Origin of the sequence: Rhizobium sp. 57MFTsu3.2 (genome assembly GCF_012932765.1) — a bacterium.
Lineage (GTDB): Bacteria > Pseudomonadota > Alphaproteobacteria > Rhizobiales > Rhizobiaceae > Rhizobium > Rhizobium altiplani.
The window spans coordinates 96,370-111,758 of the sequence record NZ_JDWI01000005.1 but is presented as its reverse complement, the minus strand read 5'-3'; the positions used below and the strand labels follow the sequence as shown (position 1 = coordinate 111,758).

Annotated in this window: 12 protein-coding genes; all 12 read left to right on the top strand. The window is 61.3% G+C overall.

What is annotated here, in order from left to right:
• The first annotated feature begins 1 nt into the window (after nt 1).
• The 12 genes from tssF to AF71_RS07810 are packed head-to-tail and all read left to right on the top strand — an operon-like array spanning nt 2 to nt 15,363.
• Entirely contained in the window at nt 2-1,876 is a 1,875-nt protein-coding gene (tssF, locus tag AF71_RS07865; protein ID WP_169680788.1) for a type VI secretion system baseplate subunit TssF, read from the top strand.
• Nucleotides 1,840-2,904, top strand: coding sequence for a type VI secretion system baseplate subunit TssG (tssG, locus tag AF71_RS07860; protein WP_169680786.1), 1,065 nt, complete (start codon nt 1,840-1,842; stop codon nt 2,902-2,904). Before tssF ends, tssG begins: the two co-directional genes overlap by 37 nt.
• The gene (gene tagH / locus AF71_RS07855; protein WP_169680783.1) at nt 2,901-4,160 is read left to right on the top strand and encodes a type VI secretion system-associated FHA domain protein TagH; all 1,260 of its coding nucleotides are present in this window, start codon (nt 2,901-2,903) and stop codon (nt 4,158-4,160) included. The genes tssG and tagH overlap by 4 nt, the downstream gene beginning before the upstream one ends.
• Entirely contained in the window at nt 4,160-4,621 is a 462-nt protein-coding gene (gene tssJ / locus AF71_RS07850) for a type VI secretion system lipoprotein TssJ (protein WP_025659188.1), read from the top strand. The genes tagH and tssJ overlap by 1 nt, the downstream gene beginning before the upstream one ends.
• Nucleotides 4,622-4,637: 16 nt before the next feature.
• Nucleotides 4,638-5,972, top strand: coding sequence for a type VI secretion system baseplate subunit TssK (tssK, locus tag AF71_RS07845; protein WP_169680781.1), 1,335 nt, complete (start codon nt 4,638-4,640; stop codon nt 5,970-5,972).
• 4 nt (nt 5,973-5,976) lie between these two features.
• Nucleotides 5,977-7,299, top strand: coding sequence for a type IVB secretion system protein IcmH/DotU (gene icmH, locus AF71_RS07840; RefSeq protein ID WP_169680779.1), 1,323 nt, complete (start codon nt 5,977-5,979; stop codon nt 7,297-7,299).
• A gap of 1 nt (nt 7,300) precedes the next feature.
• Complete coding sequence (gene tssM / locus AF71_RS07835; RefSeq protein WP_169680777.1) at nt 7,301-10,828, top strand: type VI secretion system membrane subunit TssM; 3,528 nt, start codon at nt 7,301-7,303, stop codon at nt 10,826-10,828.
• Nucleotides 10,810-11,355 carry a type VI secretion system-associated protein TagF gene (gene tagF / locus AF71_RS07830; protein ID WP_169680775.1) on the top strand — a complete coding sequence of 182 codons (546 nt, stop codon included), beginning with the start codon at nt 10,810-10,812 and terminating at the stop codon, nt 11,353-11,355. The genes tssM and tagF overlap by 19 nt, the downstream gene beginning before the upstream one ends.
• Nucleotides 11,355-12,455 carry a DUF2169 domain-containing protein gene (locus tag AF71_RS07825; RefSeq protein ID WP_169680773.1) on the top strand — a complete coding sequence of 367 codons (1,101 nt, stop codon included), beginning with the start codon at nt 11,355-11,357 and terminating at the stop codon, nt 12,453-12,455. Before tagF ends, AF71_RS07825 begins: the two co-directional genes overlap by 1 nt.
• On the top strand, nt 12,452-13,474 hold the full coding sequence (locus AF71_RS07820) for a 3-oxoacyl-ACP synthase (protein WP_169680771.1): 1,023 nt from the start codon (nt 12,452-12,454) through the stop codon (nt 13,472-13,474). Before AF71_RS07825 ends, AF71_RS07820 begins: the two co-directional genes overlap by 4 nt.
• Nucleotides 13,475-14,431, top strand: coding sequence for a DUF4150 domain-containing protein (locus AF71_RS07815; RefSeq protein WP_025659195.1), 957 nt, complete (start codon nt 13,475-13,477; stop codon nt 14,429-14,431).
• Nucleotides 14,431-15,363 carry a hypothetical protein gene (locus AF71_RS07810; RefSeq protein WP_025659196.1) on the top strand — a complete coding sequence of 311 codons (933 nt, stop codon included), beginning with the start codon at nt 14,431-14,433 and terminating at the stop codon, nt 15,361-15,363. Before AF71_RS07815 ends, AF71_RS07810 begins: the two co-directional genes overlap by 1 nt.
• Nucleotides 15,364-15,389: the final 26 nt, after the last annotated feature.

Genomic DNA, 15,389 nt, shown 5'->3' with positions numbered 1-15,389 from the left:
CATGGACCGGGTCTTCCTGGAGTATTACGAGGAAGAACTCACCCACATTCGGGCACTCGCCTCCGAGTTTGCGGGAATGCACCCCTCGATCGCGCGCAACCTCTCCCTGGACACGATCCCGTGTCCCGACCCCTTCGTCGAACGCCTTCTTGACGGTGTGGCCTATCTTGCTGCGCGCACTCGCCAGAAGGTCGATGCCGAGAGCTCGCGTTTCGCACGAAGCGTGCTCGAAAATTTCTATCCGGACCTGATCGCGCCTGCCCCCGCAACCGCCATGGCTTTGCTGAAGCCGGGCCAACAGGTCCAGACGATGCTCGCAGGGCACCTGGTAAAGCGAGGAACCCGACTGGTCTCGAGCGTCCGCCCTGGAGTACCCACCCGGTGCATTTATACGACGGCCCAGGACGTTACCCTTTGGCCGCTCGCGATAAGCTCGGTCTCCTATATTCAGGATCGAAGCGCGCTTGCAGCGGCCGGGATAGCCCCAATTGAAGGGGCAAGCGGTTCGGCGGCGCTGAGCGTCATCGTCAATCGAACCGGCAAAGGCAAGCTCAGCGAGTTGTCGCTCGACTGTCTGGATCTGCATTTTGGCGACAAGAGCAAGGCGCCCCTGCTTTTCGATACGCTCTTTGGCGCTTGCGCGGCCGTCGGAGCCCGCCCTGAAGGGCGCGATAACATTCTGAGCGCACTTCCGGATCCAGAGATGGTCGGGATTTGCGACGACGAAGCACTTATGCCGCGCACGCGCCAAACATTCGAAGGCTACAGGCTTTTGCGCGAATACTTCATGGCGCCGGAAAGATTTCACTATGCGCGCGTGAGAAGCCTGAAACCGGTCGTTCGGCGTTGCGGGAGCGGCTTGGAATTGGTCTTTCTGTTACGGCGTCCCGTTCCAGAGCTTGCGAATATCACGACAAAGGATTTCGAACTCTTCGTAACGCCAATCATCAATCTGTTCGAGCGCAGCTGCAACGTCATTGAACTCGATACACGCCGGACCCGGCAAGTACTTCACGCTGATCGCACGCGCCCACGAGACTTCGAAATCTATCGCACAATCGGCGTCGAAGACGCCGACGCCGAAGGCCCTGATGCCGAGATACCGGCACTCTTTAGCTTGGGCCAGAACCGTGGAAACGGCTGGGTCTATTTCGCCGAGCGCCGTCCGCGGCGACCGGGCGAGGACGAATTGCGCCAAGGACAAACTCGGACATCCTATACCGGCGACGATGTCTTCCTAACGCTTTCGCGCCCTGCCAAGTCAACAGCGGCCCGGCAACTGAAGCGGATTGAGGTTACGGCGCTTTGTACCAATCGCGATCTGCCTATCCTGGACGACACACCGTCCCTTTCGCTCGAAAGCGGCGACCCGGTCGAGAGCGTCCAGCTCCTCGGGGCGCTGCGGCCGCCGTGGCCTTCGATTCCAGCGACGCTTCCGGCTGGAGCGGTGGAAGGCTCGAGGGCCGATGAACTCGCCTGGCGGCTCATCGCGCAACTTTCGCTGAACTTTCTTAGCTTGGCGGAAGAAGGTCGCGGCGTGGATCCGCTTCATGCGCTGCTTGAACTTTACGCGCACCGCGGGGATCCAAGCCTGAGCAGGCACGTTCGCGCGATCGCCCGCGTCGAGGCTCGGCCCGTGATCGAGCGCCTGGCAATTGCCGGGCCGATGTGCTTTGCGCGCGGCACTGAGGTTACGCTTCACATCGATCAATCTGTGCTTGCCGGGCACAGCACCTTGTTGCTTCCAGCGCTGCTGTCGAAGCTTTTTGCGCGCTATTCGGCAATCAACGCATTCGTGCGCACCCGCACGCGCATCATACAGAAACAGGAGGATGTGCTATGGCCGATAGCGCCGGGCAACCGCTTCCTGATCTGACGAAGGAAGCCACTCCATCCCTTGAGGCATTCGACTTCTTCGAGCTCCTGCGACACCTCGAAGACGACGGACAGCGCTTTGGCCAGGCCGGGCGACCGGACCGGGAGCCGGCCCGGCTCGGACAGCACGTGCGGCTTGGTTTTGCCGTGCAGGATGTCGCAAAGGTCGAGCCGGCCACGGAAAGCGCGCCGGCCCGTGTCACGGTGGCAAATATCGGCTTGCTGGGGCCAGAAGGCCCGATGCCCCTCCATCTGACGCGCTGGGTGCTGGACCGACTTTCGCAGCGGTGGTTCGCAAGGGCGGACATGCGGGAGGTCTCCGATACAACATTCGTCGATTTCGTGAACATTCTTCAGCATCGCATGATCGCACTCTTTTATCGGGCCTGGGCCGACGCTCATCCGCCGGTTCAGGTCACACGCAACGACGGCGGCCGCATTCGCGCGATGTCGGCAGCCCTGGCGGGTCTCGGCTTGTGCGGAACGGGGCCCGGTGAGCCCTCGGAAATCGACGCCACCAAGATCTCCCACGCATCGGCCCTCGCCCATCAGGTGGATGGACCAGAGAGACTTACGCTGTTTCTCGCCGACCTGCTGAAAGTGCCGGTTCGGCTTCGCGAATTTGTCGGCTCCTGGACGTCAATACCGCCAGAGCTTCAGTCACGGATTGGCGGCGGGCATGGGCAACTCGGACGAAGCGCCACGATTGGACCGAGGTCGTTCCAGCGACAGCAGAGGATAGAGCTCTCGATCGGCCCGCTGACGTTTACCGACTATGTCGCTTTTCTGCCGGGCGGTGAACGGCGCGAAACCTTGCAATCCGCTGTCCGCGATCTGGTGGGAGACGGGCTCGACGTCGATGTCAGGCTGGTGCTCAAGCGGGACGACGTTCCCGCGGCCAGGATCGGAGCCATGCGGATCGGACACATCGCATGGCTTGCTCGACCGAAAGATCGCGGTGACGCGGATGACTTGTGCATGCGCACCATCATTGGCTGGCGGCCAAAAATGCCGGAGGCCGCGGCATGAGCCTGATCCTCACCCTTGAACACTCACCCCGACCCCAGGCTGTTCGCCAGATGCGGCTTGTTGATGGCGAGCTCGTCATCGGCCGCAGCGCAGACGCTGGCTGGCGGATCGACGACCCCGACATGTATATCTCACGCGCTCACTGCACCATCGGGTTCGTTCGCGGCCGGTATGTGGTGACTGACACCTCCAGCGGTGGGCTTTTCATTGACGGCTCGCGCACGCCGCTTGGACTGGGGAATTCCGCCCCGCTGCATGACGGAGCGCGCCTGCAGCTTGGAAATTACGTCGTCCGGGTCGAGTTCCAGGCAACACCGTCGGAGCGAGCTTCCGAACAGACGGATCCTCTGCCACAGGGTGGGCTCGAGCGGGACGACTTCTTCGCCGAGCGCAAGGAGCCGACAGTTCCTACCCCGCGGCCGGTTGGACTACCGGACCCGTTCGAACAGCCAGCCCCGGGTGCGTTTGTCGCGTCGGACAGGGGCGAGACAGCAAAGAGGGCGCCGATATTCGACGATCCCTTCAGCCTCGATCCTCTGCCAGCGTCAGACCAGGGCAAGCCCGCCTGGGATTTTTCCTTGCCCACGCCACCGCAGCCCGTCTCCGAGCCCCCGCCCGAACCTCGTTATTCCCCAGCGCCGCAGGCGACGCCGACGACGAAAGAGACCGGACAATCCGAAACCGTCTTGCGCGAAGCCTTTCTGCGCGGACTGGGGCTTGGCGCTGAAGAGTTTGCCACATCCGATCCGGTTGCCCAGATGGAGAATTTCGGTCGGGAATACCGGCTGATGCTGGAAGGACTGATGCACCTCTTGCGCAAACGAGCCGAAGAAAAGGGCGAAGCAAGAATCGCCCAGACTGTGGTTGGCGCATCCGAGGTCAACCCTCTCAAATTCCTTCCCACCGTGGATGATGTAATCGCAACCTTCCTGGCTCAGCGCAACGCAGGCTTTCTTTCTCCGCAGGCCGCCATCGGCAATTCCATCCGCGATCTCGCCCACCACCATGTGCGAACGTGGCGTGGCGTCCAAGCAGCGCTTGCCAGGATGATAGACCGCTTTGACCCGGCGACGCTCGAAAGCGAACTGAAGTCGCACTCAGCGTTGGATGCCCTGTTTGCCGGTGGACGGCGGGCGAAACTCTGGGAGCTCTATGAGAACCGTTATCGCGAAATCGCCAAGAGCGCGTCGACGCGCTTCCTCGGCGAAATCGGGAGCGACTTTCGGGATGGCTATGAAGAGAGGGAGGACAATTGATGCTTAACCGACGCGGTTTTCTCATTGTGACCGGCGCGACAGGCCTGCTTTCCGCTTGCATGGGCGGTCCACCCAAATCCTCGACCGTAATCGTCAGGGCGACGGGACAGGCCGGAATGAATGCTGCCGCTGGTGGCGGGGAGCGTCCCGTAACCCTCCTCGTTCTCCGGCTGAAGGATGTCGGGAAATTCAACTCGGCTGACATTTTTGCCCTTCAGTCAGATCCGTCCGGTGCGCTCGGCGCAGACCTCGTCGGATCCGAGCAATTGACGGTCGCTCCCGGTGCAACCGCCTCAAAGACGGTGGCGTTCCCGCCGGAGGCCACTTTCCTCGGGATTGTCGCGCTGTTCCGGGAACCCGGCAGTCGTACGTGGCGAAGGAGTGTTCCGATCAGGCCGGAATCGACGGTGACGGCGAATGTCGTACTCAGCCGCGGCGGTATGACGCTCGCGCTCGCCTGAATGGAGGGCGTTTAGCATGACCGATACCAACAAGGTTCTTTGGTCCGAGGGGCTCTTTCTGCGAACGCAGCATTTCCAGCAGCAGGACCGCTATACCGAAGCGCTGATACGCGGCTCGCTGCAGGCTGGACGGTTGCAGACCTTCGGCTTCAAGTCCCTGATGCTGGATGCCGCGCAGTTGGAAACCGGACGGATAGCGGTGACGTCGGCCCGTGGCATTTTCCCGGATGGCACCCCGTTCGCAATACCCGAAACGATGGACGCCCCCACCCCGTTGACAATCACCAACGACATGGGCGCCGGCGCTGTTCAGCTCGCCCTGCCGCTCGAACCTCCGGGAGGTGCCAGCTTCGATCCCGCCCACCGGGATCCCACCGGTGCGAGGTATAGAGGAAGGATCGAGTGGGTTCGCGATGCCGTGCATGGCGGCGCTGATCCCGAAGAGATCGAGATCGCCCGTCCGCAAGCCCTGCTCCTTTCCCCGGCGCAGGCGACCGGTGGCTACACCGCAATGCCGGTGACCAACGTTACCGGGCTCCTGTCCGATGGCAGGGTGGCGATCTCCGAAAACTTCCTGCCGCCCGCACTCGCAACCGGTACCGTGCTGTTTTATGGCCAACTCCTGCAGGAGGTCATCACTGGGCTTGACCGAATAGCTGAAGCCCATGGCAAGATGGTGCTCGGCGGCCCCGGCCGCAGCGTAGAAAATCTGCTGGTGCTCGATCTTGCCAACAGCGCCCGCGCCCGATTGGCGCATATGCTTCCTCAGGAGGTTTTTCATCCGGCCGAGCTCTTTCTGGAGCTCAGCGGACTGGCTGGACGGATGGCGACCTACGGGTCGGGCTCTCGGCGACTGAGCGAGCTTCCCATCTATGAGCACATGGCGCCTGGACCAGCTTTTGCTGCACTCGCCGACACATTGCGCTCACTGATCCTGAGCCTGCGCTATGTCGAGCCGAAGTCGCGGGCGCTGCCTGTTTTGAAACACGCCACCAATGTCTGGAAGGTCCGCATCGACAATCCCGAACTTCTGACGGCCAGCCGCATTGTCGTGCGGGTCGGATGCGACATGTCCGACGAGGCGCTGCGCAAAATCTTCGTCAACCAGGTTACTGTGGGTGCTGCGGACGAATTCGAGGCGCTGTGGAAGTCTCGACTGCCCGGTATCGGCCTCAAACCGCTTCACTCTCAGCCCCGCGAAATTCCCTACGACGGAGATCGCCTCTGCCTCGAACTCGATCAACGCAGCGAGCACTGGGAGTCGCTTCTACGCTCGCCCGGTTTTGTGATTGGAGTCTCCGGTGTTTTGCCCAACGAACCACAGATCGACTGCTACTCGGTAAACAGGTAGTACCATGTCAAGTGAGGATCCATTCGGCCTATCGGAAGATCAAGGTCGTACGCGTATCCGCCCCGTCCCCCCGGGCGCAATGCCGGTCATTGCCACCGGCACACTGGCTCGACGCGCCCGATCCCATCCTAATCCATTGGTCAATGCCTTCGCCAGGTTGTTCGAATTTGCCCCCGAACTCGAGAATGCATTGCCACCCGGCAATCCGGAAGCATTGCGAACCAGGCTGATGGAGGAACTCGTTTCGGCACGCGATGCGGCCGTGGCGTCTGGCGAAAGCCTGGCCCGCGCTGATGCGGCCGCCTGGGCTGTCGCCGCACTGCTCGACGATCTGGCACTGAACACACCCTGGGGTGGATCCAGCGCATGGCCGCGCCAGCCGCTGGTCGTCATGCTGCGCGGCGATGTGGATGCCGGGGAGCAGTTCTTCGCCAGGCTGGAGGAACTGGAACGCCATCCCGGTCGCGATCGTGAATTGCTGGAGCTGCAGTATATGTGCCTGGCGCTTGGGTTCCGCGGCAAATATCGGGTGCCGGGGCGTGCCGGCGATCGCTCCATTAACGCCGTTCGCGCTGCAGCCGCGCGCTTCTTGCGGGACGTGGATGCCGAGGGTGCGCCGCTTTCGCCGAGGTGGGAGGGCGTTGCGGCGAAAGACGAGCCTTCCGGCTTTGCCATTCCGATCTGGGTGCTCGCTGTCGTGGCGGTCGCACTCGCGACTGCGATCTACGTGCTGTTATCGACGCGGTTGGGCTCCAAGGCGGAAGAGCTTGCGACGCTCGTTCGGGCGCTACCACCGCCGGAGCGCGCCGAAATTTATCGCCCGGAGAAACGCACACCGCCGCCGGGCGCGCCGCCAGTCGAACCCGTCGTCCTTGCGCTTTTACCAGAGTTCCGTGCCGCCGCGCCTCCTGCGCTTCTTCCGGCTTTGAAAGGCAATGAAAACGCCTCTCGGGTCACACTCCTGCTTCAGTCGAGCACTCCGGAGCTCTTCCCTTCTGCCCGGGCCGAATTGACAAAAAGCTTCGAACCCCTCGTCGCATCGATTGCGGCTGTGCTCAAGGACAACGCCGAGCTGATCAGAAGTGTCACGATCGTCGGACACACCGACAATGTTCCGCTCCAGGCCACCAATCCCCTGTCCAACAATCAGCGCCTCTCGGAGGCGCGCGCTGCAACGATTGCCGCCTTGTTGCGTGCCAGCGGCCTGCCGCCGGATCGCCTGAGGTCGGAAGGACGTGCAGCAACGCAGCCTCTGGCCGGAAACGACAGTCGCGAAGGCCGGGCTGCTAACCGCCGCATCGAGCTCCTGATCGAAAAGGGGCTCTGAGATGGCGGTCTTCCGATTCTTCTGGGCAATCCTCACCTCGCGCTGGCTCTGGACCTTCATCGGGCTCGTGCTGCTGTCCCTGATCATCTGGATCTTCGGCCCAATCATCAGTGTCGCAGAAAGCGCGCCATTGGCTTCTGAGACGGTACGACTGGTTGTCATCGGCCTTCTCGTCGTCCTCTTTCTCATCTGGTGGATCGCGGCGCAACGCCGGGCGATCAAGGCCAATCGCATTTTCGTTTCCGAGATCGCCCCCCCACCGGAAGCGCCGCCAAGCCCGGCGGAAGAAGGGGTCGCCTCTGTCGGCGCAAAGTTCCGAGAGGTGATGGCGGAGCTGAAACGCCAGAAAGTCGGCGGCCGAAAACTTCTACGGGAGATGCCGTGGTACGTCATCATCGGGCCCCCGGCAACCGGCAAGACAACCGCACTGCGGCAGTCTGGACTGAGTTTTCCCATTGATCTGTCGGATGATTTGCATGGGGTCGGTGGGACGCGCAACTGCGACTGGTTCTTCACTGAAGAGGCTGTGCTGATCGACACTGCAGGCCGCTACGTTCAACAGGAAAGCCAGCCCGACGTCGATGCAGCCGAATGGCTTGGCTTCCTCGATCTTCTGAAAAAGCACCGGGGCCGCCGAGCCCTGAACGGCGTCATCGTGGCACTCGCAATTGACACGCTGGCGGAAGGTGACGCGGCCATTCGGGCACATGGCCGCCAGATCCGCAAACGGCTCACCGAACTGCAGGAGAGGCTGGAAATTCGTCTGCCCGTTTATCTGATGCTGACCAAGGCCGATCTCATCAAGGGGTTCGAGACTTTCTTCGCAGGCCTGTCGACGGCGGGACGCGAGCAGGTCTGGGGAGCAACCTTCTCACCCGGCGCTCGCATCGACGGCAGCGAAGTCACGCGGGAACTCGAAGCATTGGCTGGCGTGCTCGAACGACGCCTCATTCCCCGTCTGGAAAGCGAAGAAAACCTTAATGCCCGTGCGGAGATCTTCCGCTTCCCGGCGCAGGTCGAGAGCCTTTCCGAGCCTATTCGCGTGTTGGTGGAGACCATTTTCGGTGAAAGCCGCTATGCAGAAAGCGCCTGGCTGCGCGGTATCTATCTGACCTCCGCCACTCAGGAAGGCACTGCAATCGACCGGCTGACAGCAGCACTTTCTTCTTCTTTCGGCCTGCCCGCACAGCCCGCCACCCCAATGCCGCGGGTTGAAACGCGCAGCTTCTTCCTGAAGGACCTGCTCACGAAAGTGATCTTCAAGGAAGCAGGTCTAGGCACGTTTGATCCCGCGGCGGAGGAACGGCGCATATGGATTTGGCGCGGCGCGGCAGTGGCCGCGGCGGCGTTGGTTGTCGTTGCCGGCCTGTTCTTTACGATCTCCTACCGGAAAAACAGCGCCGCGCTTGCCGCACAGGCCGAGCAGCTCGAAGCCCTGCAGATTCCGCTCACTCCGATTGCTGCGCGTCAGGCGCCACTCGAACCGCTCGATCTGGATGTGGCGCTCGAAGCTGCAACCGAAGTCTTAAATGCCCGTACCGAGCCGCCAGGCGGCATGGCTGCCTTGATCGGCCCTTCCGCGGCAACCGAGATCAGACAGGCGCAGGCCGACGCCTACGATCGCTTGCTGCGCAACATATTGGAACCACGCATGGTCGCCCTGCTCGAAGCGACCATGTGGCGTCAGATCCGCGACCCCGAATACCTGCTCGGAGCGCTGAAGACATATCGCATGATGACGGGCTTATCGCCGATGGATCCCGAATTCGCCAAGCAATGGTGGACCGAGCGGCTGCCCGAATTCGCACCGGTTCCTCCTTTCCGCACCGACATGGCCACCGATCATCAACTTGCGGCAATCGACAACATGGCGGCGGAGCAGGCCCTTATTCAACCCGATGAGGCGCTGGTGAGCGAAGCCTTGCGGGCCATCTGTTCAATTCCACTTCCAGTGCGTGCCTATAATGCACTGCTGTCCGACCCGGAAGTCAGGGCGCTCAAGGAATGGGTCCCTGCAGATCATGTCGGCCCGAATGGCCTCAAGGTACTCGCTCGGCGCTCGGACAAGACGCTTCGGGTAGGCATCAGCGGCACCTTCACCTATGACGGCTTCCACAACGTGGTTCTTGCGCGGCTGGAAGACGTGGCCACGCAGGCTGCGCTCGACCGCTCTGTTTTTGCCGGCGGTTGCTCGGAAAGCGCCACCCCTTCTGTCGCCGCGCTGTCGCAGGACATCCTCAAGCTTTACTACGACGATTACATTGCCAAGTGGGACAGCTTCCTGCGCGACGTAAGGCTCGCTCCACTGACCGACCTGCAGACGGCAAGCGAAAATCTCAAGGATCTCTCCAGCGCAGACTCTGCCATGAAACGGCTTCTGGACGCCGTCGTGCATGAGACGGAACTGACCCGTCCCGAAGATGAGGGTGGCGGCAAAGTCCCTCCTGCGGCAACCTCCAAGCTCCTGTCCAAGCTCGGCAAGATCGGCAAGCTTGCCAAGACGGGCGTGAAGTTGATGCCCGCCGGCTCCAAAGCCGAAGTGGACCTTTCGGGCGCTCCGGTCGCCGAGCACTTCAAATCCATCAAGGGCGCAATTGCCGAGGTCGATGGCCAGCCTCCGGCACTCAATGATGCCGTGGCCGCGATGACTGCGCTTTCGAACATGCTGCAGACAGTATCGGCCAGCCCCGACGCCCAGGATGCCATAAAGCGACAAGGCGGTTTGGCCGAGCTCACGGGGGCAGTGGCAAAGCAGGCCATAACCCTGCCTGATCCACTGGACGACTGGCTGGCCGGCATCGCTGGCGATACGAGCGGCATTGCGACGAAAGCGGTGACCTCGGAACTCAACGCCATCTGGCGCGCTGATGTGTTGCCCTTCTGCCAGGCAGCGCTCGCGAACCGCTATCCATTCATTGCTGACAGCGCAATCGATGTGAACGTAGTCGACTTTGCACGCGTCTTTGGCCCGGGCGGGCTGATTGACAGCTTCATCAACAATCACCTGATCAACTACATTGACGTGACCCGCCACCCGTGGAAATGGCGAGCGGACATCCACCTCGATTCATCGTCTTTGGCAGCGTTGGAGCAGGCCCGGCTGATCCGCGACAACCTCTTTCCTGGCGGCGCCGGACCGATCCTGACCTTTACGCTCGAACCGAAGGATCTCTCTCCGACCGTCGGCCGTGTGACGTTAAACGTCGACGGCCAGAGCCTCACCTATTTCAACAACCCGACACGCCCGCAGCCAATGACCTGGCCAGGCAAGGACGGGACCGGTGTGATTACCCTTGCCTTCCAACCGCTCGACGGCTCACCGGAAGTGATGGTCAGCGAAACCGGAAGCTGGGCTTTCCTGCGAATGTTGCGTGCCGGTCGTCTGAGCGGAACGGAACTGCCCGAACTCTACAAGTTGCGGCTTGCCGCTCAGGGCCATTACGCCGATTTCGAGCTGCGGGCCGCGAGCGTGGCCAATCCCTACGATCTGAAAATGTTTGCGAGGTTCTCATGCCCGACGAGGCTTTGATCCTGCCAGGCTTCTTTGGAAAGCTGCCAGCGATGGGGGATTTCGTGACGCGCGGTCTGCCGGCAGTTTTCGTTGGCCCGTGGGATCGCTGGATCAGCCGATATCTGGTTCATCGATTTTCTCAAGGTTCGGTGACCTCTCATCCGGCGTTGCGGTTTATCCTCGGATCCGAGGCCTTTGGACCCATGACCGGTATCGTGATGGCAAGTTCCGACCGCGCAGGCCGCCGGTTTCCCTTGACCATCGCGGCCGCGCCGCCGACCTTGACCACCGAAATCGCCGTCTCCGCCGCGGACTGGTTCGATGCACTGGAAGCGGCGGGAAAATCTGCGCGCGACGGCGCGATGGATGGCGATGGGCTCGCTGCCCTTCTTGCGACCCTGCCCTATCCTGCGATCAAGATATCAGGCGGCGCGGTCCGAGGCATGGCATTGTGGACGCAGCCTGGCGAGCCAATCGAGATTGATCCTGGTGCACCTGAACCAGCGCTTCGCCACCTCTTCCCCGAAAGTCTGGAGACGAGCTGATGCAGATCTGGAACCAGACAGGCTTCCCGACCGAATTCACGATGGGGATGGACAAGGAGGGCCGCGAGTACATCGCCATCGTCGTCAAGGGAACCTTCGACTTTCCCGAGACGCCAGGTGCCCCCGTGCAAAAATCATCCGTGCAGACACCGCTGGTGATGGCCGACACATACACAGGTGCACCCGGTTTTTCGGCCACCCTCTGGGAGACCGACTTCGCCTTTCGCAAGCCGCGCTGCGACGTCATCGCCAACGGATTTGCCTATGCTCCCGGCGGGCGTCCAGTCGACCGCGTCAGTGTCGGGATCAAGGTCGGCAACTGGTCGAAGGTCTTTGATGTCCTCGGCCATCGCGAGTGGCGCGCCCGCGGCCCACTCTTCGTTGCCACGAGTGCGCAATCCTTCCTGCGGCAACCTTTCTCCTACGACACTGCGTGGGGCGGTACGGACCGCCTCGACCCGGAGGACAAGCTGCCGGCGAGCTATCCGCTCAACCCCGTCGGCAGGGGATGGGCGCGACCGAAGAACCAGCATCTGGTCCCCGGTCTACCCCTTCCAAACACACAGGCGATAGGCGAGGAAATCCGCTCGCCGTTTGGCGACTACCGGCCAATGAGCTTTGGCCCATACGGGCGGGGTTGGCCGGGCCGCATTGAATTCGGCGGCACGTATGATCAGAACTGGATCGACAACATCTTCCCGTTCCTTCCGCCCGATTTCGACGAGCGCTACTTCCAGATGTCGCCGCCCGACCAGCAGATAGAACATCCGAAGGGCGGGGAGGACGTGGTGTTGGTCAATCTGACACCGGCCGGGCGCGAGAGTTTCCGGCTTCCAGCGACCGGTCTACCGATGACGTTGTTCAAGGGGCGCGAGAAAGTCTTCGAGAGCGCTTTGGCGCCCGACACTGTCTTGTTCGATCCGGAGAACAGGCGCTTCTCGCTGGTCTGGCGCATGTCGCAACGCATCCACCGAACGATCCTCGACTTCAGCGAGTGCTGGGTCGGACCGCCGACCCAATCGATGCTGAGGGCGCGGGCCACCGGTCGCACCTACGTGCGCGCGAGCAGTGCGCCCGCGGCGCAGGAGGAAGAGGCATGACCGCCCCGATCGACATCGTCTCGGTTGGAATGGCAACGGCCGTCGGCCTCGACACACAATCCGCCTGCGCGGCAATGAGAGCGCGCCTGGACGGCTTTCAAGAAACGCGTTTTCTGGGACCTGGTAGAGAATGGCTGATCGGAGCTCCAGTACCTCTGCCGCGCAACTGGCTTGGCGAAACGCGTATGGCCCGTCTCGCCGCGGGTGCCATTTGCGAGGCCTTCGAGGCCGCTCCTGAAGCCCGCGGCCAGACTGCGCTTATCCTCTGCCTCGCCGAGGAGGACAGGCACGGCCGCCCCGCCCCCGAAGGTGCCCGTTTGCTCCAGCGCATAGCTGAGATCGTGGAATGTCCGCCGCATGGCCGCTCGAGAATTGTACCCTATGGTCGTCCGTCGGGGCATGTCGCCCTGGAACAGGCCCGCCGCATACTGGCGGCGGATGCAGCGCCCTTTGTGATGATCGCTGGCGTCGACAGCTATCTGACGGCAGAGACCCTTTCCTATTATCTCGCCGGCGAACGCCTGCTGACTGCGGATAATCCAAATGGCTTTATCCCGGGGGAAGCAGCAGCAGCCGTGCTTTGCACCCGTTCACATAGTAGCGCCCTTGGTCTGGCCGGGCTCGGTCTGACCCGCGAGCGGGCCTTCATTTACAATGCGGAGGATCTACCGCTGCGCGGCGACGGCATGACCTCGGCCTACCGCGCCGCACTTCACGAAGCCGGCATTGAAATGAGCCGGGTGGGCTACCGCATCGCTGATCTTGTCGGCGAGCAATACTGGTTCAAACAATCGGCATTGGCGAGCCTGCGTCTGTTGCGTGGCCGGCACGACTTCCAGGACATCTGGTCGCCCGGAGAAAGCCTCGGCAATGTCGGCGCGGCCGCTGTGCCCATTATGATCGGCATGGCCTTCATGGCCGCCCGCAAGGGCTACGCCGCCGGCAATCCGGTCTTAATCGAAGCCTCCAGCGATTCTGGCGCCTGCGGCGCTGCTATCCTGGCGACGAGGGCAGCTTAAATGTCCAACGTCTTCGCAAACGGCCTTGAAATTTCTGGCAGGGCCGTGAACGCCAGAACCATCGCGGTCTTCCCGGACACCTGCTTCACCCCGCCTGAGAACCCGGCAACACCGCCCGGCGTGCCCATCCCCTACCCCAGCTTCGGATTTGCCAGCGACACAGAGAAGGGCACGGGCACGGTCAAAATCGGCGGGCAAACCGTCAATATCAAGAACAAGTCAGACCTGTCGAGAACGTCCGGCACCGAAGCAGGCTGTGCCACCAAGAAGGGCATCATCACATCGAACAACACTGGAAAAGAGTATTTCAACAGCTGGTCGAATGATGTGAAATTTGACGGGGAGCCGGTCATCCGCTTCACCGATCTCGCCACCAACAATCATTCCTCCCCAGGCCCCAACACGGTTACATGGCCCCATATGGCCGGATTGAGCGCAGGGGGCCAGGACTGCGAAACCCTGCTCAACAAATATCAGATCCGGCTCCATCAGCATTCGAAGGCCGACTGCCCTGCGGGGTCCGAATCCGAACACTTCGTTCGCGTTGGGTGCTTCCAGAGCAGTCGCAAGCAGAACAAGTCTTTCACGCGATGGAAGGAGTACGATAACCAGACCGCCCCATGCATCTGCATGCGTTCCCGAAAGCACAAGAAAGGGGGCGGGTTTCAGCGCGGCGACGGCAGCAAGAAGGGAACACCCCACAACTTGAAAACGAACCAAGAAGCCGCATTCTTCCGAAAGGAAAAGAAGCGACGCAGGAAGCCATCGCTGAAGAATGCGATGGAAAAGTCACTCGATGCTGTACGGAAGAACGAACCCGCGATTAAGAACGCGCCGCAGAAGGATGCCGACGACATGATTGAATGCTTGCGGCTCGTAATGATAAACTATCTTCAGGACGTAGTCCGACCGAAGAAGACACAGACCGAACTGAATGCAATGACGGTAGGAAGGTGATGACGGACGATCCAGAGCCGCGTCTCGACGACTACCCCCTTGACGAGATCGACATCGAGGCGATCAACGCCTTCCACTTGGGGAGAAATCTCTTCTCCGTATCCGTGCAACTTAGCGACAAGAACGACGAAGCGGGACGCTCGTTCCTGCTGCGGATGTCGCTCGACGACCAGATTCGCCAAGAAGTACTGCTGGACATCGACGATCTCATTCTCTCGCATGTCAGCCTCTCCGAGAAGGAACATATCGCGTTGCAGGTCGGTGGAACCACCCATCACATTCGCAACGGCACCATTGCGACTGGCGAAGGACCGGAGGCGTTCACGAACAAGCTCTGGCATCTCGACCAAAGGACTGCCTATCTTTATGGAGACGAAGGAACTGTTTGCCTGGCGCAGGGCACCCAATGGGTGCCGATCGAGACACGGACTTCGGCTTTCCTGCGTGCCATGCATGGTCCGACACTTAAGCTCATTCACGTGGCCGGCGATCAGGGGACATTGCTGCGCCTCGATGGCACTCGTTGGCGCCCAGTTCCTCTCGGATTCAACCACAGCATCTCTGCGTTGCAGGTTGCGCGTGACGGCAGCGTATATCTCGGATGCGAAAATGGCTTCTGTGCCCGGTACGCGGATGAGGAATTAACGGAGATAGCTGGACCGGGTACACAGATATGCTCGATATGCGAGTTCGCTGGAAATCGGTACTGGGGAGATGACGAGTACGGCCTTTACGTCCAAAAAGGAATGAAACTCGTGCCGTTCAGATCACTGGGCTTCGTCTATGCGATGCATGCGACCGACGACTATCTTGTTGCGGTGGGCTGGAAAGAAGTCTTCACGTTTAACGGAAAGGCGTGGTCAGGGATCGAGTTTGGTTATGACGGTAACCTTTTTGTTCGTAGGATCGACATGACTCGCGAATTCATTTGACGAGCGCTGGCGGCGTTCGGCGTCTG

Excerpts from the sequence above, each read along its gene's own strand:
- tssM (WP_169680777.1), top strand. The coding sequence starts at position 7,301 with ATGGCGGTCTTCCGATTCTTCTGGGCAATCCTCACCTCGCGCTGGCTC.
- tagF (WP_169680775.1), top strand. The coding sequence starts at position 10,810 with ATGCCCGACGAGGCTTTGATCCTGCCAGGCTTCTTTGGAAAGCTGCCA.
- tssF (WP_169680788.1), top strand. The coding sequence starts at position 2 with ATGGACCGGGTCTTCCTGGAGTATTACGAGGAAGAACTCACCCACATT.
- AF71_RS07815 (WP_025659195.1), top strand. The coding sequence starts at position 13,475 with ATGTCCAACGTCTTCGCAAACGGCCTTGAAATTTCTGGCAGGGCCGTG.
- tagH (WP_169680783.1), top strand. The coding sequence starts at position 2,901 with ATGAGCCTGATCCTCACCCTTGAACACTCACCCCGACCCCAGGCTGTT.
- tssJ (WP_025659188.1), top strand. The coding sequence starts at position 4,160 with ATGCTTAACCGACGCGGTTTTCTCATTGTGACCGGCGCGACAGGCCTG.
- icmH (WP_169680779.1), top strand. The coding sequence starts at position 5,977 with ATGTCAAGTGAGGATCCATTCGGCCTATCGGAAGATCAAGGTCGTACG.
- AF71_RS07820 (WP_169680771.1), top strand. The coding sequence starts at position 12,452 with ATGACCGCCCCGATCGACATCGTCTCGGTTGGAATGGCAACGGCCGTC.
- AF71_RS07825 (WP_169680773.1), top strand. The coding sequence starts at position 11,355 with ATGCAGATCTGGAACCAGACAGGCTTCCCGACCGAATTCACGATGGGG.
- tssG (WP_169680786.1), top strand. The coding sequence starts at position 1,840 with ATGGCCGATAGCGCCGGGCAACCGCTTCCTGATCTGACGAAGGAAGCC.
- AF71_RS07810 (WP_025659196.1), top strand. The coding sequence starts at position 14,431 with ATGACGGACGATCCAGAGCCGCGTCTCGACGACTACCCCCTTGACGAG.
- tssK (WP_169680781.1), top strand. The coding sequence starts at position 4,638 with ATGACCGATACCAACAAGGTTCTTTGGTCCGAGGGGCTCTTTCTGCGA.